Genomic DNA, 19,353 nt, shown 5'->3' with positions numbered 1-19,353 from the left:
GCACCCGAAGCGGGTGCCGCGCCCTTCGCCGTGTCCGGCGCTCTCAGTCCTGGAAAGCCTCGGCGTGGCCCTTGGCCAGGTGCAGGTACATCTCCGCGTTGAGGCGGATACCGGCCTGCTCCTCCTCCGTCAGCGGGCGCCGGACCTTCGCCGGGACGCCCGCGACCAGCGAACCCGGCGGGATCTCCATCCCCTGGGGGACGAGCGCCTGTGCGGCGACGAGCGAACCGGCGCCGATGCGGGCGCCGTTCAGGATCGTGGCGCCCATGCCGACCAGGACGTCGTCCTCGATCGTGCAGCCGTGGACGGTCGCGTTGTGGCCGACCGTCACGCGGTCGCCGATCGTGACCGGGAAGCCGGGATCGACATGGACCGTGCAGTTGTCCTGGATGTTGGAGTCCTCGCCGACGACGACCGGCCCGCAGTCCGCCCGGAGCACCGCGTGGTACCAGACGCTCGCTCGGGCGCCGAGCGTGACCTCGCCGAGCACGACGGAGGTCGGCGCGGTGAAGGCGGTCGGATCGACCTGCGGCTCCTTGCCGCCCACGCCCTTGATCAACGCCTCTGTCATCGTTCGCTCCTGATCCTTCGTCGTTGCGTCACGCCCTGCGGGGCAATCTAGCCCCCGCCTCATGACGGACATCACAGGGCACCCCCGTGATCAGGTACGACGGCGAGGACTACCGTGTCCGGGTGCCCAGGAACAGAAACACGTTCTCCTCTCTCGCCGCCTGGCGGCGCCGGGTCCTCGCCCGTGCCGTGCAGGGCGGATGGCGCTGGGTGCAACAGGCCGGTTCCGTGACCGCCGAGAGCCCCGGGCGGCTGCGCTTCCGCCGGCTCGGCGCGGGCACCCGACTCGCCTTCCCGCAGGGCACCGTCTTCGGCGAGCAGTGGATCGAGATCGGCGAGTGCTGCATCATCGCCGAGCAGGTCACGCTGACCGCCGGCATGTTGCCGGGGCTCGACCTCGGCCCGGACACGGTCCTCACCCTGGGGAACGGTGTCGTCCTGGGACGCGGCAGCCATGTCATCGCGGACACGACGGTGACGATCGGCTCGGACACGTACTGCGGTCCGTACGTCTACATCACCTCGACCAACCACAGCTACGACGATCCGGACGAGCCGGTCGGCAGGCAGTGGCCGCGCTCCGAGCCGGTCGAGATCGGGCCGGGCTGCTGGCTGGGCACGGGCGCGGTGATCCTGCCGGGTGCCAAGCTCGGCAGGAACGTGGTGGTCGCGGCGGGCGCGGTCGTACGGGGCGAGGTCCCGGACCACGCGGTGGTGGCCGGCGCGCCGGCCAAGGTCGTGCGCAGCTGGGACCCGGAGCTGGGCTGGCAGCCGCCGCTGCGGACGCCGGCGCCGGTGCCGATCCCGGAGGGCGTGACGCACGAGCAGCTCGCCGCGCTGGCGGCATGGGACCTCGCGGAGGGCTGAGGCCGCGCGGCCGAGAGGCTGCTCGACCGGTCCGGGCGCCCGGCGGAGGTCCCCTCGTCAGCCGGTCGCGAGCAGCACCGTGCCGACCAGGGCGAGGCCCGCACCCGCCGCCTGTACGGCCCGCAGCCGTTCCTTGAGCACCCCGCGCGCGGCCAGCGCCGTCACCACCGGGTAGAGGTTGGCCAGGACGGCGGCGACGGTGACCGGACCGTTCTGCGCCGCGATCGAGTACGTGCCGTTGGCGGCGACGTCCGCGAGGCCGACGAAGGCGAGCGCCGGCAAGGCCGCCCGGACGACCTTCATCCCCTCGCCGCCCTCGGGCAGCGCCCGGCCGCCCCGCTTCACCGAGACGTAGAGCGCACCGCCGCCCACCACCACGTTGGTGACCCGCTGGACGAACAGTGCGAGGAAGAGGCCGGTGAGGGTCGTGGACGCCTCCGCGATCAGGGCCATCACCGAGCCGAAACCGAAGGCCGCCACCAGGGTGAGAAGCACCGCCTGCCGCTGCACGGGAGCGCCGCGCAGCTCCGGTCCGCCGGCCAGGACGATGCCCACGACCGCCACGCCGATCCCGGCGAACTGGAGCAGTCCCGGCCGGTCGCCGATGAGCAGGCCCACCGACACGGGCACGACGACGCCGAGCGAGCCGAGCGGGGAGACCACGCCCATCGGACCGAGCGCCAGGGCCTTGTAGAACGAGAGCATGGCCACCGGGCCGACCACACCCGCGGCGACCGCGTACCAGAGCTCGGGGCCGGTCTCGCTCCACGCGCCGGTGGCGATCACGATGGCGCCGAGAACCACGACCGCGATGGTCTGCGAGGCGACGACGACCGTCAGGGCGGGCATGCGCCGGGTCAGCAAGCCGCCGCCGAAATCGGCCAGGCCCCAGAGCAGGGCGGTGGCCAGGGCGAACAGCGCGGTCATGGAATCCTCGCAGGGTGGTGGTCTCGCAGTACAGTGCGGTGTACAGCTGAGTACACCGCGATAGACCACACGGTAGTTCAGTCTGTTGAACTCTGTCATCCAAAATATTGGACGGAATGTGTCGGACCTCGATCAGCTCACGCAGTCGCTCGCGCGGAATCTGAAGCGGTGGCGCAATGAGCGCGGTTTCACGCTGGACGCCCTCGCCGCACGCGCCGGGGTCAGCCGCGGCATGATCATCCAGATCGAGCAGGCCCGCACCAACCCCAGCGTCGGCACCACGGTGAAGCTGGCGGACGCGCTCGGTATCTCGATCACGACCCTCCTCGACTACGAGCAGGGCCCGCACGTCCGCCTCGTCCCGCCCGAGCAGGCCGTCCGCATGTGGTCCACGTCCACGGGCAGCCACACCAAGCTCCTCGTCGGCACCGAGGCGCGCGGCCCGCTGGAGCTCTGGTCCTGGACGCTGATGCCCGGCGACGGCAGCGCCTCCGACCCGCACCCCGACGGCACCACCGAACTGCTCCACGTCACGGAGGGCGAACTCACCCTCGTCGTCGAGGGCGAGGAGCACCGGATCCCGGCCGGCACCTCCGCCGTCTTCGAGGCCAACGTGCCGCACGCCTACCGCAACGACGGCACGGAGAAGGCCGAGATGACCATGGCCGTCTCCATCCCGCCCGCACGCTGAGACGACCGAACCCGGGGAACCGGCGGCTTGTTAGCGTGATGCCCATGCGCGCACCCATCGGAGACTTCGACAACGCCGTTCCCGCCCCCGAGTGCCTCGACCTGCTCACGGAGCCCGTCGCCGCCGCCGTCCGCGCCTGGCGGGGCGCCGTCCCGGCCGACCAGCTGCTGTACGTGGACACCGACCCGGAGATCGCCGACACGGCCGTCTTCGTCGAGCACCACGGGCCGCAGCTGCTCGACCAGTCCGCGAACTGCGTGATCGTCGCCGGGAAGCGCGGCGAGGAGACCACCCTGGCCGCCTGCGTGGTGCGCTCGGCCACCCGCGTCGACGTCAACGGAGTCGTCCGTAAGCACCTGGGCTCGCGCAAGGCGCGGTTCGCGGCGATGGAGACCGCGACCGGCGAGAGCGGCATGGAGTACGGCGGCATCACCCCGATCGGACTCCCCGCCGACTGGCCGGTCCTCGTCGACGCCGCCGTCGTCGACACCGAATGGGTCCTCATCGGCAGCGGACGACGGCGCGGCAAGCTCATCGTGCCGGGCAAGGCCTTCGCCCAACTCCCCGGCGCCGTCGTCCTGGAGGGCCTCGGCGTCAGCTGAGGCGCGGGATCTCGATCGCGGGGCAGCGGTCCATGACCATGTCGAGGCCAGCCTCGCGGGTCCGGTCGTACGCCGCCTCGTCGATCACGCCCAGCTGGAACCACACGGCCTTGGCGCCGATGGCGGCCGCCTCGTCCGCGATCTGTCCCGCGTGCTCGCTGTTGACGAACACGTCCACCACGTCGACCGGGAACGGGATGTCGGCGAGCGAGGCGTAGCCCCGCTCGCCGTGCACCGTCTCGGCCTTCGGGTGGACGGGCACGATCCGCTTGCCGAAGCGCTGCAGCACCGCGGCCACGCCGTACGCCGCGCGCGCCTGGTTCGAGGACAGGCCCACGACCGCCCAGGTGTCGCCCGTCGCGGTCAGGATCTTCCGTACGGTGTCCGACTCGGTGGTCGCGGTCTCGACGCTCATCTGCTGCCTCCCGTGGCTCGTCGCTGTCCAGAACGAGTCACGGGCCCCCGTGATTCCCGCCGGAGCGCTCAGGTGTCCCAGGCCCGGCGTTCGTCCTCGCGAGGGGACTCGACCAGCGCCGGGGCGCCGGGGCCGAAGGTCATCACCGGCCGGGACGGGTCCCAGGGGCGCCACCCCGCGTCGCCGGTCGCCGCGAACCGCGCCCAGGCCCCGTGCATCGCCGCCGCCAGCTCCCTCGGCGCGTCCGGGCCGGTCAGAGCCGTCGCTTCGGGCCGGTCCAGGGTGTCGAAGACGAAGGCGATCTCCAGGGCGTGACAGGCACCGAGACCCATGACCGGGGAACGCCAGCCGAACTCGTACACGAAGGTCGAGCCGGGACCCGCCGTCCGGGCGTCCGCGACTCGGTTCAGCGGCACACGCAGCAGCTTGTCCGTCGCGAGCGCGCCCAGCAGCTCGCCCGGCGTCTCCCCGGGCCGGTTCGCCCGGTACGCGCGCGTGGTCCGCGCCGGCACCTCGGCCTTCCACAACGCCACCCGCAGCGCGAGGCGGCTCAGCCGCACGGTCAGACGGCTGGGCACGAACCAGAGGCGGTACTCCTCGGTGTTGGTCCCCATGAGGAGGTCGACGTCCGCCGACGCTCCGTCGCGCAGTGCCTCGGCCGGGTCGCGGGGGAGCACCTCGCCGTCGACGGCGATCTGGAAGGAGTGCCCACCGGTCAGCGGCGAGCCCTTCCCCGTCACCGCGGTCTGCGCGTCGAGGAGCCGTTCACGGGGTACGGCGGACAGCGCACGCGCCGTCGCCTCGACGCCCAGGTGCGAGGCGACGGCCCGCGTCGTCCGGCGGGCCCGTTCGAGCGGCAGCGCGGTCGGCGCCCCGCTCTGGAGCACGGCGCGCCGGAACAGACCCTTGGCGAGCGGGGAGGCGAGCAGAGCGGCGATCGAGATCGCCCCCGCCGACTCGCCGAAGACCGTCACCCGCTCCGGGTCGCCACCGAAGGCGGCGATGTTGTCCCGTACCCAGGTCAGCGCGGCCAGCTGGTCACGCAGCCCGAGATTGGCCGGGGCGTCCGGGAACACCCCGAACCCCTCGATGCCGAGCCGGTAGTTGAGCGAGACGAGCACGACACCGTCCCGGGCGAACGCCGCCCCGTCGTAGACGGGGACGGACGACGAGCCGTGGACGAGCGAACCGCCGTGGATCCAGACCATGACCGCCCGGCTTCCGGTCCCGTCCTCCCAGGGAGCCCAGACGTTGAGGTTGAGACAGTCCTCGCCCTCGACCTCGGGATCCGGGAGCAGCGCGTCCAGGGGCGCGGGGTACGGGCGCTTGGGCGCCGTCGCCCCGAAGGCGACCGCCTCGCGCACACCGTCCCAGGGCTCGACGGCCTCGGGCGCCCGGAAGCGCAGCGGACCCACCGGGGCCTTGGCGTACGGGACACCGAGGAACGAGGCCACACCCCTTTCCAGGGAGCCCCGCAGGACACCGTCACACGTGGTCACCAGCGGACCGGGAACGTCGGACATCGGTTCAGCCCCCTCCTCGGCGCGGCGCGCCGTGCTCAGACCGCGGACACCAGCGCCCGCTTCAGGACCTTGCCCGTCGGTCCGAGCGGGAGCTCGTCGACGAACCGGACCACGCGCGGGTACTTGTGACGACCGAGACGCTCCTTCGACCATGCGACGAGCTCCTCGGCCGTGACCTCGCCGGCGCCGGCGCGCCGCACGACCACCGCGCAGACCTCTTCACCCTTAGCGTCGTCGGGGACGCCGATCACCGCGACCTCGGAGACGGCCGGGTGGCGGACCAGGACCTCCTCGACCTCACGCGGATAGATGTTGAAGCCGCCCCGGATCACGAGGTCCTTCTTGCGGTCCACGATGCTCAGGAACCCGTCCTCGTCACGGACCCCGAGGTCGCCCGTGCGGAACCAGCCGTCGACGACCGCCGCCGCCGTCGCCTCCGGGTCGTCGAGATACCCCGCGAAGACGTTGTGCCCGCGCACCACCACCTCGCCGATCTCGCCGTCCGCGAGCAACCGGACCTCGTGGTCCACGGCCGCGTCCGCGATCCCTATCTCGACACCCCAGACGGGATGCCCGACCGTCCCGGGACGCCGCCCGATGTGCGGCTGGTTGAAGGTGGCGACCGGCGAGGTCTCGGTGAGGCCGTACCCCTCCAGGACCTGGGTCGAGAACGTCTCCTCGAACCGTTCCAGCACGGCCACCGGGAGCGCCGCGCCGCCCGAGACCGCGGCGCGCAGCTCCACCGGCCTGGAGCCCGACACAGCGGCCGCCTCCACCAGGGCGTGGTACATCGTCGGAACGCCCATGAAGACGGTGACCCCCTCGCCGGCCAGCAGGTCCAGCGCGGCGGGCCCGCTGAACCGGGGCATCAGGACCAGCGTGGCCCCGGCCCGCAGCGTCCCGTTCATGGCGCAGGTCTGCCCGTAGCTGTGGAACAGCGGCAGACAGCCGAGCACCACGTCCTCCGCGCCGAGACCCAGCAGGTCCTGCGAGGTCACGGAGGCGTTCAGCACGATGTTGAGGTGCGTGAGCCGGGCGCCCTTGGGCCGGCCCGTCGTCCCGCTCGTGTAGAGGATCACGGCCGTGTCGGAGGGCTCGGCCGGCTCGGCGGCCCGCAGCGGCTCCGCCGCCGAAGGGGCGCCGCGCAGTGCGCGCACCCCGGCGGCCCGCGCCGCCTCCTCGGCCACCGGCCACAGCGGGCCCCCGCTGACGATCGCGACCGCCTTGCTGTGCTCCAGGACGTACTGGACCTCCTCGGCCACCAGCAGCGCATGCACGGGCACGACGGTCGCGCCCGCCGCCAGCGCGCCGTAGTACACCCGCAGGAACTCCGTGGTGTTCGGCAGGAGGACGGCGATCCGGTCGCCCGGCTTCACCCCCGCGGCGCGCAGCCCGGCGGCGCAGCGGAGCGCCTCGCCCCACAGCTCCCCGTACGTCAGCCGGGCCGCGCCCTCCACCACCGCGATCCGGTCCGGGAAGTGGCGGGCGGACTCGCCCAGGACGTTGGCGACGCTCAGTGACATGACACGCTCCGGGAAACACGGCGTTGACAATCGCTTGACACGAGACAGAATCCGTCGCCGCGCCGGTCCCGCACCATGTGCATCTGCCCACCATGTGGCCGACAGGGCTGGGCAGTGGCCCCCTGCGGCCGTCCGGGGCGTGGCATTCGCCAAATTCCGGCGTTACGGTGCGGCCATGACGTACGGCCCCCCGACGCCTCCCGGCAGGACGCCCCGCTCCACGACGCCCGGAGACGCGGCGCGCGGCTCGACGCCGTCCGGCTCGACGGGGCGTGGCTCCTCGGGCGCGCACGCCCCCGTCGGCTCCGCCACCGGCGCGCTGCGCCGTACCCTCGCCACCGGGCTGATCGGCGACATCGACCGCCTCACCGACCGGGCCGTCGACGACATCCGCGCCCACAGCGGTACGTACGCCTCCGGAACCCCCGTCACGCGCGAGGAGCTGTGGAGGTTCGTCCGCGACAACCTGCTGCGCGCCCTGGAGGACTTCGGCGGGCTGGCCCCCACCGGCGGCGACTTCGACGACGCGGCCCGCGCGACCGGTCGCCGCCGGGCCGAGCAGAACGTGCCGCTCGACACCGTTCTGCGGGCGTACCGCAGGGGCGGCCGCATCCTGTGGCAGGTGATGGCCGAGCATCTGCGGACCAGGCCGAGCCGGGACTCCGACAGCCGCGACACCGAGCTCGACGTCGCGGGCGCGGTCTGGGAGACCATCGACCGCTACTCGGTCGTCATGTCCGACGCGTACCGCCTCACCCAGCTGGAGATGCAGAGCCGCCAGGACACCCGGCGGGTCGCCCTCTTCGAGGCCCTCCTCGACGGGCGCGCGGACGACCCGGCCGTCGCGGCGGCCGCCTCCGCGGCGCTCGGGGTGCCGCAGCAGGACCGGTACGTCGTCGTGGTGGCCGCCCAGGACCCGGCCGCCCCGCCCCACCCGGCACCCGTGCTCGAAGCCCATGGCATGTGGTCCTTCTGGCGCCCCCGCGGCGGCCGCTACGCCGGCATCGTCCGGCTGCCGCGCGGCGCGGACGCCACCGGCACCCTGCTCGATCTGCTCCGGCACCGTACGGGCGCGACCGCCGGGATCTCCCCGGAGTTCGACCGGCTCGCGCGGGCCGGCCGGGCCCTCCGACTGGCCGAGGAGACCCTCCGTACCCTTCCCGCGGGCAGCGGCGAGGCGGCGGCGTTCGACGACCGGCTCGCAGAGGTGCTGCTCAGCGGCCGGGGAGACATCGCCGATCGGATCGTCACCGTCCATCTCGGACCGGTCCTGGCCACCGGCGGCGAACGCGCCGCCCTCCTCGAGACCCTCCGGGTCTGGCTGGACAACGGCTGCTCGGCCGCGCGGGCCGCCGAGCAGCTCTACTGCCACCGCAACACGGTCCTCAACCGCATCAGCCGTATCTCCGAGCTCACCGGCCGTTCCAGCGAGTCGGGGGACACCCGCCTCGGCTGGTCCCTGGCCCTCCGGGCGCTGCCCCTGGCCGGCCTCGGCGAGCAGCCCGACGCCGGCGAGCTCGGTGACTTCGGCGACATCGGCGCCGAGCCCGAGCGGGCGCCGGGGGACTGAGGGCGGGAGCGCGGTCACGGGCGCATAGGGTGGCGGGATGCAGGAGCAGTACCGCACCCTCGCCCGCGAGGGTGTGCACGAGACCGAGATCAACCGTTCGCGCTTCATCTGTGCGCTGGCACCCGTGGCGACCGAGCAGGAGGCGCAGGAGTTCGTCGCGCGCATCCGCAAGGAGCACCCGACCGCCACGCACAACTGCTTCGCATATGTCGTCGGTGCCGACGCGGCCGTCCAGAAGGCGAGCGACGACGGTGAACCCGGCGGCACGGCGGGCGTGCCGATGCTCCAGATGCTCATGCGGCGTGAGGTGCGGTACGTCGCCGCCGTCGTGACCCGCTACTACGGCGGGGTGAAGCTCGGCGCGGGCGGCCTGATCAGGGCGTACGGCGGCGTGGTCGGCGAGGCCCTGGACGCGCTCGGCACGATCACCCGGCAGCGCTTCCGCCTCGCCACCGTCACCGTCGACCACCAGCGCGCGGGCAAGCTCGAGAACGATCTGCGGGCGACGGGGCGTGCGGTCCGTGAGGTGGCCTACGCCGAGGGCGTCACGATCGAGATCGGTCTGCCGGACGCGGACGTGGCGGAGTTCCGGGCCTGGCTCGCGGACGCGACGGCCGGCACCGCCACGCTGGAGCTCGGCGGCGAGGCGTACGGCGATGCCTGAGCGCGTTCCGCCCCGCGGGCACCCGTCCGCTGCCCCGGTGACGGCCGACGTCCCCGGGATTCCCGAAGCCCCGGCCGATGTCCGACCCCACCGATACGCTCCTGGATCATGAGATTCCTGCATACGTCGGACTGGCACCTGGGACGGTCGTTCCACCGAGTCGGCCTGCTCGACGCCCAGCGCGCGTTCCTCGACCACCTGGTGGCCACGGTGCGCGAGCGCGACGTGGACGCGGTTCTCGTCGCCGGGGATGTCTACGACCGGGCCGTGCCGCCGCTCTCCGCCGTCGAGCTCTTCGACACCGCGCTGCACCGGCTCGCCGAGGCCGGAGTGCCGACCGTCATGATCTCCGGGAACCACGACTCCGCGCGCCGCCTCGGGGTCGGCGCCGGACTCATCGAGCGCGCCGGAATCCATCTGCGGACGGATCCGGCCGGCGTCGGCACGCCCGTCGTGCTCACCGACGCCCACGGAGACGTGGCCCTGTACGGCCTGCCCTACCTGGAACCGGCCCTGGTCCGCGAGCAGTTCGGCGCCGCCAGGGCCGGGCACGAGGCGGTCCTCGGCGCCGCCATGGACCGCGTCCGCGCGGACCTCGCCCGGCGGCCGGCCTCCACCCGCTCCGTGGTCCTCGCCCATGCCTTCGTCGCGGGCGGCGAACCGAGCGACAGCGAACGGGACATCACCGTCGGCGGTGTCGCCGCCGTCCCCGCCGGGGTCTTCGACGGCGTCGACTACGTGGCCCTCGGCCATCTGCACGGCAGCCAGACCGTCACCCCGCGCGTGCGCTACTCCGGCTCACCGCTCGCGTACTCCTTCTCCGAGGCCGACCACCGCAAGACCATGTGGCTGATCGACCTCGGACCGGAGGGCGGGATCGAGGCCGCCGAGCGGGTCGACTGCCCGGTGCCCCGCCCCCTCGCCCGGATCAGGGGACACCTGGACGACCTGCTGGCCGACCCCGCCCTCGTACGGCACGAGCGGTCCTGGGTCGAGGCGACCCTCACGGACCCCGTACGGCCCGCCGAGCCCATGGCCCGGCTCACCGAACGCTTCCCGCACACCCTGAACCTGGTCTTCGAGCCCGAGCGCACCGAGGGCGACCCCTCCGCCTCGTACGCACAGCGGCTGCGCGACCGCAGCGACCAGCAGATCGCGGAGGACTTCGTGGCCCATGTGCGCGGCGGCGCGGGACCGGACGGCGCCGAACGGACCGTGCTGTACGGCGCGTTCGACGACGTACGGGTGGACGCGGCGGAGCGCGAGGTGGGCGCCCGGTGAGACTGCACCGCCTCGCCGTCACCGCCTTCGGGCCCTTCGGCACCACCCAGGAGATCGACTTCGACGCCCTGTCCTCCGCGGGGCTCTTCCTGCTCCACGGACCGACCGGCGCGGGCAAGACCTCCGTCCTCGACGCCGTCTGCTACGCCCTGTACGGGGCGGTGCCCGGCGCGCGACAGTCCCCCGGAGCCTCGCTCCGCAGCGACCACGCCCCGACCGGCACGTACACCGAGGTCGCACTCGAACTGACCGTGGGGGAGCGGCGGTTGGAGATCACCCGGCGCCCGGCCCAGCCGCGCCCCAAGAAGCGCGGCGGCGGCTTCACCACCGAGAAGGCGCAGAGCTGGCTGCGGGAGTACGACGCCGGCACGGCGGAGTGGACCGGGCTCAGCCGCTCCCACCAGGAGATCGGCGAGGAGATCACCCAGCTCGTCGGCATGAGCCGCGAGCAGTTCTGCCAGGTCGTCCTCCTTCCGCAGGGCGACTTCGCGCGCTTCCTGCGCGCCGACGCCGAGGCCCGCGGCAAGCTGCTCGGGCGGCTCTTCGACACCCGCCGGTTCGCGGCCGTCGAGGAGCGCCTCGCCGAACTGCGGCGCGCCGCCGAGCAGCAGGTACGGGAGGGGGACGAGCGGCTGCTCGCGCTTTCCCACCGGATGGCGCAGGAGACGGGCGAGGCCGTGGTCGAGGAGCGGCCCGGCGAGCCCGGACTCGCCGAGGCCGTCCAGACCCGGGCGGCCGTGGCCCGGTCCGAGGCGCGCGAGGCGCTCGACATCGCCGACTCCGCCGTTTCGGCGGCCGAGTCGCGCCAGACGGCCGCCCGCCACGCGCGCGACACGGAACGGGACCTGGCGGCCCGTCAGGCGCGGCACGCCGAGGCGCGGCGACGGCAGCGGGAGCTGGAGGAACGCCGGCCCGAGCGGGACCTGTGGGAGACGGCACTCGAGCGCGCCCGCAAGGCCGACCGCGTGGCGCCCGCCCTCGGCCTGCGGGCCGACGCGGAGCGCGAGCACACGACGGCGGGCGCCGCCCGCGAGCAGAGCCGCGGCAGGCTGCCCGCCGACCTGGCCGACGCGGGCGCGGAGCAGCTGTCCGCCCTGGAGCGACGGCTGCGCGAGGAGCTCGGCGGTCTCGAGTCCGCACGGCGGGCCGAGCGGCGCAGCACCGAGATCACCCAGGAACGAGCGGTGCTGGAGCGCCAGGCCCGCGCCGACGAGGAGATCCTCCAGGAGGCGGGCGGCTGGCTCGCCGGCTGGGAGACGCGGCGGGCGGAGCTGTCGGCACACATCGAGTCGGCCCAGGATGCCGCCGCCCGCGCGGAGCACCTCGCGGGCCGCCTCGAACCCGCCCGCCGCAGGCTCTCGGCGGCCCGCCGCCGAGACGACCTCGCGGAGCGGACGAACGTCGCCGAGGCCCGGCTGACGGCCGCCCGCGAGGGCCGCAACGCGGCCCACGAGGCCTGGCTCGACGTCAAGTCCCGGCGTCTGCAAGGCATCGCGGCCGAACTGGCCGCCGCTCTGACGCCCGGCGCGCCCTGCCAGGTGTGCGGCTCGGCCGACCACCCGGCCCCCGCCCGCACCGGCGCCGACCACGTCGACCGCACCGCGGAGGACGCTGCCTACGCCGCCTTCACGGGCGCGGAGGAGACCAGGACCACGGCCGAACGCGAGCTCGCGGTCACCCGCGAATCCTGGTCCGCGGCCCGCGCGGAGGTCCTGACGGGCCCCGCTCCCGTGATCCCGACGCAGGGCCGCACGCCGTCCGCCGCGCCCGCCGACGACGAGCCGGACACGGAGGCCCCGACGGGACGCGCCCGCGCAACCCTGGGGCCGGGCCGCCCGCCCGCCGACGACGAGCCGTCGCCCCTGTCCGCCTCCGTCGGTCAGGGGCCGAGCGAGACGGCGGCCGATCGCCAGGGCGGCGCGACACAGGGTGAGTTCGCCGCCGCGGGCCGCGCGGCCCGCGGCGCCCGCGAGAGCGCCGCTCCCGTGGCCCGAGGGCCGGTGCCCGCGGAGCTCGTGGACGAGCCGACCGTCGTCGAACTGGCCCACCAGGTCGAGGAGTTGACGGGACAGCACGCCGAGGCGCATGCGCTTGCCGCCCAGACGCACGGGGCGCGCGAGGCGCTCGCGCGGGCCGAGCGGGAGCACGAGAGCCGGGTCGGCGCGCAGCGGGACGCCGAGCGGCGGGTGGCCGGGCGGACCTCGCAGCGTGAGGCGCTCGACCGCGAGCAGACCGTCCTGGACGCCGAACTGGCCAGGGGCCGCGGCGAGTCCGGGAGCGTCGCCGAGCACGCCTCGCGACTGGAGCAGAAGATCGCCATCCTCATCGACGCGGCCGAGACCGTCCGTGCCGCGGGCCTCGCCTCCCAGCGGCTCAAGGAGGCCGACGACCGGCTCGCCGACGCCGCGTTCCGCGCCGGTTTCGACACCCCCGCCCAGGCGGCCGGCGCGATCCTGGAGGACGGGGAGCGCCGCGCTCTCCAGCAGCGGCTCGACACCTGGCAGGCGGAGGCCGCCGCCGTCGCCGACCGGCTCGCCGAGCCCGAGACGAGGGCCGCCGCCGACCGTCCGCCCGCCGACCCGGCGAGCGCCGAGGCCGCGCACACCTCGGCCGAACGTGCCCTGCGGGACGCCACGTCGGCCCTCGCGGGCGTACGCGACCGGTGCACCGAGCTGGCCCGGCTCTCCCGCCAGGCCGACACCGAGGTCCGCCGGCTCGGACCGCTCCGCGAGGAGTACGAACGCGTCGCGCGGCTCGCCGGACTCACCGCCGGCACCTCGGCCGAGAACGAACGGAGGATGCGCCTGGAGTCGTACGTGCTGGCCGCCCGGCTCGAGCAGGTCGCGGCCGCCGCCACCGCCCGCCTCCAGCGCATGTCGTCCGGCCGCTACACCCTGGTCCACTCCGACGCCCGCACCGGCGGCAAACGCGCGGGACTTGGCCTCCATGTGGTCGACGCCTGGACGGGCAACGAGAGGGACACCTCCACCCTCTCCGGCGGCGAGACCTTCTTCGCCTCCCTGGCGCTCGCGCTCGGCCTCGCCGACGTCGTCACCGACGAGGCCGGCGGCGTCCGGCTCGACACCCTCTTCATCGACGAGGGCTTCGGCAGCCTGGACGACCAGACCCTCGACGAGGTGCTCGACGTCCTCGACTCCCTGCGCGAACGGGACCGCAGCGTCGGCATCGTCAGCCACGTCGCCGATCTGCGCCGCCGCATCCCGGCCCAGCTGGAGGTGGTCAAGGAGCGCAACGGCTCGGCCGTGAAGCTCCGTACGGGAGGCGGCCTCAGCGGCTGATCGGGCGCCGGGGGAGAGGTGAGGAGTAGACGACGTTCGTCGTCACCGAGCCGAGCGTGGCGATCTTCCCGGAGACCTCCTCCAGGTGCCTCATGGACCGGGCCGCGACCTTGATCACGAAGCAGTCGTCGCCGGTCACATGGTGTGCCTCCAGGATCTCGGGGGTGGTCCCGACGAGATCGTGGAAGGGCTTGTAGTTGCCGTTGGGGTAGCGCAGACGGACGAAGGCCAGGATCGGCAGCCCGAGCCGCTCCTGGTCCACCACCGCCGTGTACCCGGCGATCACGCCGGCCTCCTCCAGCCTGCGCACCCGCTCGGTCACCGCGGACGCGGACATGGACACGGCCCGCGCCAGCTCGGCGAAGCTGGCCCTGCCCTCGGTCTGCAGGGCCTCGAGGATGCGCCAGTCGGTGGCGTCCGCTGAATATCCGCTCATGAACGACATGTAGCAGGGGAATCCCCGGGCGATCAAGGAACGCCCGGGGATTCTCACCGTACGAAACGGGCAACGGGCCGGATTCCCCCCGGCCCACCGCCCGACGATCCTCCTGACTCGTGACCGGAGCGGTCAGAGGCGCGAGATCTCGTCCACGAGGTCGTCGAGGCCCAGGGGGCCCTGGGACAGCGCCGCCATGTGCCAGGCCTTCGCGTCGAACGCGTCGCCGTGCGCCGCCTGTGCGTTGGCGCGGCCCAGCAGCCAGGCCCGCTCGCCCAGCTTGTAACCGATCGCCTGGCCCGGCATCGACAGATAGCGGGTCATCTCGCTCGCGACGAAGGCCGGCGGCCGGCTGGAGTGCTGCTGGAAGAACTCCTCCGCCAGCTCGGGCGTCCACCGCTCGCCCGGGTGGAAGGGCGAGTCCGCCGGGATCTCCAGCCGCAGGTGCATGCCGATGTCGACGATCACGCGGCAGGCGCGCATCATCTGCCCGTCCAGGTAGCCGATCCGCCGTTCGGCGTCCGGCAGGAAGCCGAGCTCGTCCATCAGCCGCTCCGCGTAGAGCGCCCAGCCCTCCGCGTTGGCGCTGACCCCGCCGATCGTCGCCTGGTAGCGGGAGAGCTGATCGGCCACGTGCACCCACTGGGCGATCTGCAGGTGGTGGCCCGGGACACCCTCGTGGTACCAGGTCGACACCAGGTCGTACACCGGGAAGCGGGTCTGGCCGTCGACAGGCAGCCAGGTGCGTCCGGGCCGGGAGAAGTCCTCCGAGGGGCCGGTGTAGTACGGCGCCGCGGCGCCGCCGGGCGGAGCGATGTGCGACTCCACCTTCCGTACCCGCTCGGCGAGTTCGAAGTGGGTGCCGTCAAGCGCCTCGATCGCCTCGTCCATCAGGTTCTGCAGCCAGACCCTGACCTCCTCGACGCCCTCGATGTGGGTGCCGTGCGCGTCCAGGTGCGCCAGGGCCTCCCACGGACCCGAGCCGGGCAGGATGCGCTCCGCCTCGACGCGCATCTCGGCGAGGAGGCGGTGGTACTCCGACCAGCCGTACGCGTAGGCCTGGTCCAGGTCCAGGTCCGTGCCGTTGAAATAGCGCGACCATCGCTGGTAGCGCTCGCGGCCCACCGTGTCGGGCGCGCCGGCGACCGCGGGGGCGTACACCTCGCGCATCCAGTCCCGCAGTGCCACGACCGACTCGGTGGCACCCACGGCCGCCTCGGTGAGCTCCGTACGCAGTTCGGGACGCAGCGACTCCGGTGCCTGAGCGGCGAACTCCTCGAACCAGCCACGGCCTTCGGCGTCTCCGCCCGACCACTCCGTCAGCTGCTCGATGAAGGTCGCGGTCGGCCGGGGCCCGCCCAGAAGCTTGCGCTCGAGACCGAGCGCGAGCGAGGCGCGGTGGCCCTCCAGGGCCGCCGGGACCGCGCGCAGCCGCTGGGCCACCGCCTCCCAGTCCTCCTCGGTCTCCGTCGGCATCACGGTGAACACGATCCGCACGCTGTGGGCGGGGGACCGGATGTTGCTGACCGTACAGAGGCCCTCATCGGCGTCGTGGACGGCGAGTTCGGCCGTCAGCCGCTCCCGCAGCAGGCGGCCGCAGCGCCGTTCGGCGTCGTCTTCCGCGCCGGGCTGCTTCTCGGCCTCGTCGAGCAGGGCCAGGGTGCGACGGGCCAGTTCGGCCACCGCCTCCTGCCCGGACGGCGAGAAGTCGGGAAGGAGACCCGCGCTCTCCTTGACTCCCAGGTATGTACCGGTGATCGGGTCGAGTTCGATGAGTGCGTCGACGTAGGTGTCGGCGACCTGGCGGGGCAGCGCGCTGCTGGAAGTCGTTGGCATGAGGCTCATCCTCGTGCCTCCGGCGTCCCCGCGTCACCCTCATTCGATCTCAGTCGGCTGACAAATGAGCGCCGGGAGAGGGCGGCAGAAGAGGCCCGCACTCCCACTGCTGGAAGATCAGCCGGGTCTCCACCCGGGCCACCTCACGGCGCGAGGTGAACTCGTCGAGCACGAGTCTTTGCAGGTCAGCGGGGTCTGCCACGGCCACGTGCACGAGATAGTCATCGGGTCCCGTCAGATGGAACAGCGCTCGGGACTCCGGAAGCGCGCGAATGCGTTCGACGAACGGACCGATCAGTTCACGCCGGTGCGGGCGGACCTGGACAAGGAGGAGCGCTTCGAGCCCCCGGCCGAGTTTGGCCGAATCCAGTCGGAGCCGGTGCCCCAGGATCACTCCTGTGCGGCGGAGCCGCGCCACCCGGTCCAGGCAGGTGGACGGCGCCACGCCGACCTCGGCGGCGAGTTCGCGGTAGGTGGTCCGGGCGTCGTTCTGCAGGAGGCGAAGTATGTGCAGATCGACCGGGTCCAGTACGACAGAATCGGCCATTCGCCGAACGTAGCACGGACATTCGACCCTACTTTCCGGTATCCGTTCACAGTTCCGCCATGTACATGGACTACGACGCCTCCACCCCCAGGGCTCTGGCCACCGAAGCCGTGCATGCCGGGCGCGAAGACCTCGCGGATCTCGGTGTGCACGCCCCGCCGATCGACCTGTCCACGACGTACCCCTCGTACGACACCCGGGCCGAGGCCGCCCGGATCGACGAGTTCGCCACCACGGGAGCCCGGCTCGACGGGCCGCCCGTCTACGCCCGCCTGGACAACCCCACCACCGCCCGCTTCGAAACGGCGCTCGCCCGGCTGGAGGGAACGGACTCCGCCGTTGCCTTCGCCAGCGGCATGGCCGCGCTCACCGCCGTGCTGCTCGTCCGGGCGAGCCTCGGGCTGCGCCACGTGGTGGCGGTCCGGCCGCTGTACGGCTGCAGCGACCACCTCCTGAACGCCGGCCTGCTCGGCACCGAGGTCACCTGGACCGATCCGGCGGGTATCGCCGAGGCGATCCGCCCGGACACCGGCCTGGTGATGGTGGAGTCCCCCGCCAACCCGACCCTCGCCGAGGTCGACATCCGTGCCGTGGCCCACGCCTGTGGTTCGGTGCCGCTGCTGGTCGACAACACCTTCGCCACCCCGGTGCTCCAGCGGCCGGTCGAGGACGGCGCGCGGATCGTGCTGCACAGCGCGACCAAGTACCTGGGCGGACACGGCGACGTCATGGGCGGTGTCGTGGCCTGCGACGAGGAGTTCGCCCGCTCGCTGCGCCAGGTGCGGTTCGCCACCGGCGGTGTGCTGCACCCGCTGGCCGGCTATCTGCTGCTGCGCGGGCTCTCCACCCTGCCGGTACGGGTGCGGGCGGCGTCGTCGACGGCCGCGGAGCTGGTCCGGCGGCTGGCCACCGATCCGCGAATCGCCCGGGTCCACTACCCGAGAGTGGGCGGCGCGATGGTCTCCTTCGAGGTGTACGGAGACCCGCACGACGTGATCGCCGGCGTACGGCTGATCACGCCGGCGGTCAGTCTCGGCAGCGTCGACACCCTGATCCAGCACCCGGCCTCCATCAGCCACCGGATCGTGGCCGAGGGAGACCGGCGCTCTGCGGGCGTCAGTGACCGGCTGCTCCGGATGTCGGTCGGTCTGGAGGACGTGGAGGACCTGTGGCGGGATCTGACCCAGGCGCTCAGCGCTCCGCCTGCTGGTACTCCTCGTACGGCAGACGGCTCCGCGTGCGAGTCGCCGCGAGCCGGGCGGTGATGACGAGGGTCCCCTCCTCGATCTGGTAGTCGAGAGGGAGGTTGAGCGCCCGCATCGCGGCGACCATGCCCGTGTTGGAGGACTGCGTCACCGCGTAGACGCTCTCGCAGCCGGCCTCGACGGCCATGGCCACCAGTCGGCCGAGCAGTTCGGAGCCGATGCCCCGGCGCTGCCAGTCGTCCTCGACCATCAGGGCGACCTCCGTCTCGTCGCCGTCCCACATGAGATGGCCGAGGGCGACGAGACGGCCGGAGGCCGTCTGAACGGCGAGGGTGCGGCCGAAGCGGGGGCTGAGGAGGTGGTCGAGATAGCGGTCGGCGTCGCCGACCGGCCCGTGGTAGCGCAGTCCAAGGGTGCGCTCGGAGCAGCGGTCGTGCATGGCGCGCGCCGCGACCAGATCGCTCTGGTCGGCGCGGCGGACCGTGATCTCGTTGCCCTCGGGCAGGGTGAGGACGTCGTGGCTGCGCGGGATGCGCGGGCCGAGACGGGCGTCGAGTTCGACGAGCGCGCGAGCGCGGGCGAACTCGGTGGGGGTGAACGGCAGATAGGGCCGTTCGATGGTGATCGCCCCGCCGTTGGGGTCGCGCAGCCGCATCACCGTCTCCTCGAGGACGCCCTCGACCGGGGCGGTCTCGCCGGTGGGCCGGCCTGTCAGGGAGACGGCGGGCAGCGAGTGGATCGTGCACCGGCCGAGCAACTGACGCAGCGCGAGCGGGAGCTCCGCCGCGTCGAGGGCGGTACGGGTGGCGAGACCGAGCAGCCGGGTCGGGGTGTCCACCAGGTCGTGGGCGTCGGCCCGCTCGATCCAGGTGCTGCTTCCGCCGGCTGCCGCGATCTCGCGTGCGAGCTCGTTGGCCTGCAGGGCGGTCGGCGCGCGCAGCAGGAACTCGTCGACCGTGCCCTCGGCGAGCGGATGGGTCTGCAGGGTCAGGATGTCGACCTCGTGGCGGGCCAGCGCCGTGCACAGCGCGGCGAGACTGCCCGGGGCGTCACGGACCGTGGTCCGCATCCGCCACAGGCTCGTCTCGACGGGCTCGCGGTTGTCGGTGCCGGTGTCCGGCGGCAGCGGGTGCCCGCCGCCGGGATCGCCGGCCGGCGGCGCATGGCTGTGACGCCGTGCCCACCATGTGTGGAAGGTGGCCGTGGCGATCAGGGCGATCGCCGAGAACACCAGCATGTACGGGCCGTCGGCGCCGCGGACCACGGTCTTGGCGATGGTGTCGGCCACCACGACGGCCGTGAACAGGGCGGCCAGTTCGATGAGGTCCCGCCGCCAATGGTGGGGACGGCGGGCACTCTTCGCGGAAGTCACATCAGTCATGACTTCACTGTGACCC

At 73.2% G+C, this 19,353-nt stretch carries 17 protein-coding genes; 8 read left to right on the top strand and 9 right to left on the bottom strand.

The window, feature by feature from the left end; translation table 11 throughout:
* Positions 1-43: 43 nt before the first annotated feature.
* The gene (locus ACFQ7Q_RS11615) at positions 44-571 is read right to left on the bottom strand and encodes a gamma carbonic anhydrase family protein (protein WP_383552645.1); all 528 of its coding nucleotides are present in this window, start codon (positions 569-571) and stop codon (positions 44-46) included.
* 122 nt (positions 572-693) lie between these two features.
* On the opposite strand from ACFQ7Q_RS11615, the gene ACFQ7Q_RS11610 reads away from it, so the two are divergent.
* Complete coding sequence (locus ACFQ7Q_RS11610; protein WP_383552642.1) at positions 694-1,437, top strand: acyltransferase; 744 nt, start codon at positions 694-696, stop codon at positions 1,435-1,437.
* Between the two features lie 57 nt (positions 1,438-1,494).
* Here the strand turns inward: ACFQ7Q_RS11610 and ACFQ7Q_RS11605 are convergent, their stop codons facing one another.
* A complete protein-coding gene (locus ACFQ7Q_RS11605; protein WP_383552640.1) occupies positions 1,495-2,364 on the bottom strand; it encodes an EamA family transporter in 870 nt (289 codons plus the stop codon).
* A 118-nt stretch (positions 2,365-2,482) separates the two neighbouring features.
* Here ACFQ7Q_RS11605 and ACFQ7Q_RS11600 point away from each other — a divergent pair, with 118 nt between their 5' ends.
* Both ACFQ7Q_RS11600 and ACFQ7Q_RS11595 read left to right on the top strand, forming a co-directional pair.
* A complete protein-coding gene (locus tag ACFQ7Q_RS11600) occupies positions 2,483-3,055 on the top strand; it encodes a helix-turn-helix domain-containing protein (RefSeq protein WP_383552637.1) in 573 nt (190 codons plus the stop codon).
* A gap of 44 nt (positions 3,056-3,099) precedes the next feature.
* Entirely contained in the window at positions 3,100-3,657 is a 558-nt protein-coding gene (locus tag ACFQ7Q_RS11595) for a YbaK/EbsC family protein (RefSeq protein ID WP_383552634.1), read from the top strand.
* On the opposite strand, the gene ACFQ7Q_RS11590 is transcribed toward ACFQ7Q_RS11595, so the two are convergent.
* From ACFQ7Q_RS11590 to ACFQ7Q_RS11580, 3 genes are all read right to left on the bottom strand, one after another.
* Complete coding sequence (locus ACFQ7Q_RS11590; RefSeq protein ID WP_383552631.1) at positions 3,650-4,072, bottom strand: CoA-binding protein; 423 nt, start codon at positions 4,070-4,072, stop codon at positions 3,650-3,652. The genes ACFQ7Q_RS11595 and ACFQ7Q_RS11590 overlap by 8 nt on opposite strands.
* A gap of 68 nt (positions 4,073-4,140) precedes the next feature.
* A complete protein-coding gene (locus ACFQ7Q_RS11585; RefSeq protein WP_383552628.1) occupies positions 4,141-5,595 on the bottom strand; it encodes a carboxylesterase/lipase family protein in 1,455 nt (484 codons plus the stop codon).
* 35 nt (positions 5,596-5,630) lie between these two features.
* The gene (locus ACFQ7Q_RS11580) at positions 5,631-7,118 is read right to left on the bottom strand and encodes a long-chain fatty acid--CoA ligase (RefSeq protein ID WP_383552625.1); all 1,488 of its coding nucleotides are present in this window, start codon (positions 7,116-7,118) and stop codon (positions 5,631-5,633) included.
* 175 nt (positions 7,119-7,293) lie between these two features.
* Between ACFQ7Q_RS11580 and ACFQ7Q_RS11575 the strand changes: the two genes are divergently transcribed.
* From ACFQ7Q_RS11575 to ACFQ7Q_RS11560, 4 genes are all read left to right on the top strand, one after another.
* Entirely contained in the window at positions 7,294-8,688 is a 1,395-nt protein-coding gene (locus ACFQ7Q_RS11575; protein ID WP_383552622.1) for a PucR family transcriptional regulator, read from the top strand.
* Positions 8,689-8,725: 37 nt separating this feature from the next.
* Entirely contained in the window at positions 8,726-9,352 is a 627-nt protein-coding gene (locus ACFQ7Q_RS11570; protein WP_383552619.1) for a YigZ family protein, read from the top strand.
* Between the two features lie 108 nt (positions 9,353-9,460).
* Entirely contained in the window at positions 9,461-10,633 is a 1,173-nt protein-coding gene (locus tag ACFQ7Q_RS11565; protein WP_383552616.1) for an exonuclease SbcCD subunit D, read from the top strand.
* Positions 10,630-13,932, top strand: coding sequence for an AAA family ATPase (locus ACFQ7Q_RS11560; protein WP_383552613.1), 3,303 nt, complete (start codon positions 10,630-10,632; stop codon positions 13,930-13,932). Before ACFQ7Q_RS11565 ends, ACFQ7Q_RS11560 begins: the two co-directional genes overlap by 4 nt.
* Here ACFQ7Q_RS11560 and ACFQ7Q_RS11555 read toward each other — a convergent pair.
* From ACFQ7Q_RS11555 to ACFQ7Q_RS11545, 3 genes are all read right to left on the bottom strand, one after another.
* Positions 13,922-14,368: an Lrp/AsnC family transcriptional regulator gene (locus ACFQ7Q_RS11555; protein ID WP_383552610.1), complete on the bottom strand. Its 447-nt coding sequence runs from the start codon at positions 14,366-14,368 to the stop codon at positions 13,922-13,924. The two genes, ACFQ7Q_RS11560 and ACFQ7Q_RS11555, sit on opposite strands and share 11 nt — an antisense overlap.
* Positions 14,369-14,500: 132 nt before the next feature.
* Complete coding sequence (locus ACFQ7Q_RS11550; protein ID WP_383552607.1) at positions 14,501-16,204, bottom strand: DUF885 domain-containing protein; 1,704 nt, start codon at positions 16,202-16,204, stop codon at positions 14,501-14,503.
* Between the two features lie 49 nt (positions 16,205-16,253).
* Complete coding sequence (locus tag ACFQ7Q_RS11545; RefSeq protein WP_329123259.1) at positions 16,254-16,751, bottom strand: Lrp/AsnC family transcriptional regulator; 498 nt, start codon at positions 16,749-16,751, stop codon at positions 16,254-16,256.
* A 59-nt stretch (positions 16,752-16,810) separates the two neighbouring features.
* Here ACFQ7Q_RS11545 and ACFQ7Q_RS11540 point away from each other — a divergent pair, with 59 nt between their 5' ends.
* On the top strand, positions 16,811-18,016 hold the full coding sequence (locus ACFQ7Q_RS11540; RefSeq protein WP_383552603.1) for a trans-sulfuration enzyme family protein: 1,206 nt from the start codon (positions 16,811-16,813) through the stop codon (positions 18,014-18,016).
* Here the strand turns inward: ACFQ7Q_RS11540 and ACFQ7Q_RS11535 are convergent.
* Positions 17,943-19,337 (bottom strand): GNAT family N-acetyltransferase, encoded by a 1,395-nt coding sequence (locus tag ACFQ7Q_RS11535; protein ID WP_383552600.1) that lies wholly within the window; start codon positions 19,335-19,337, stop codon positions 17,943-17,945. The genes ACFQ7Q_RS11540 and ACFQ7Q_RS11535 overlap by 74 nt on opposite strands.
* Positions 19,338-19,353 lie beyond the last annotated feature (16 nt).

Source organism: Streptomyces sp. NPDC056527 (assembly GCF_042794475.1).
Classification (GTDB): Bacteria; Actinomycetota; Actinomycetes; order Streptomycetales; family Streptomycetaceae; genus Streptomyces.
Note: the sequence above shows the minus strand (reverse complement) of the source record. Positions and strands in the feature narration are given on the sequence as shown.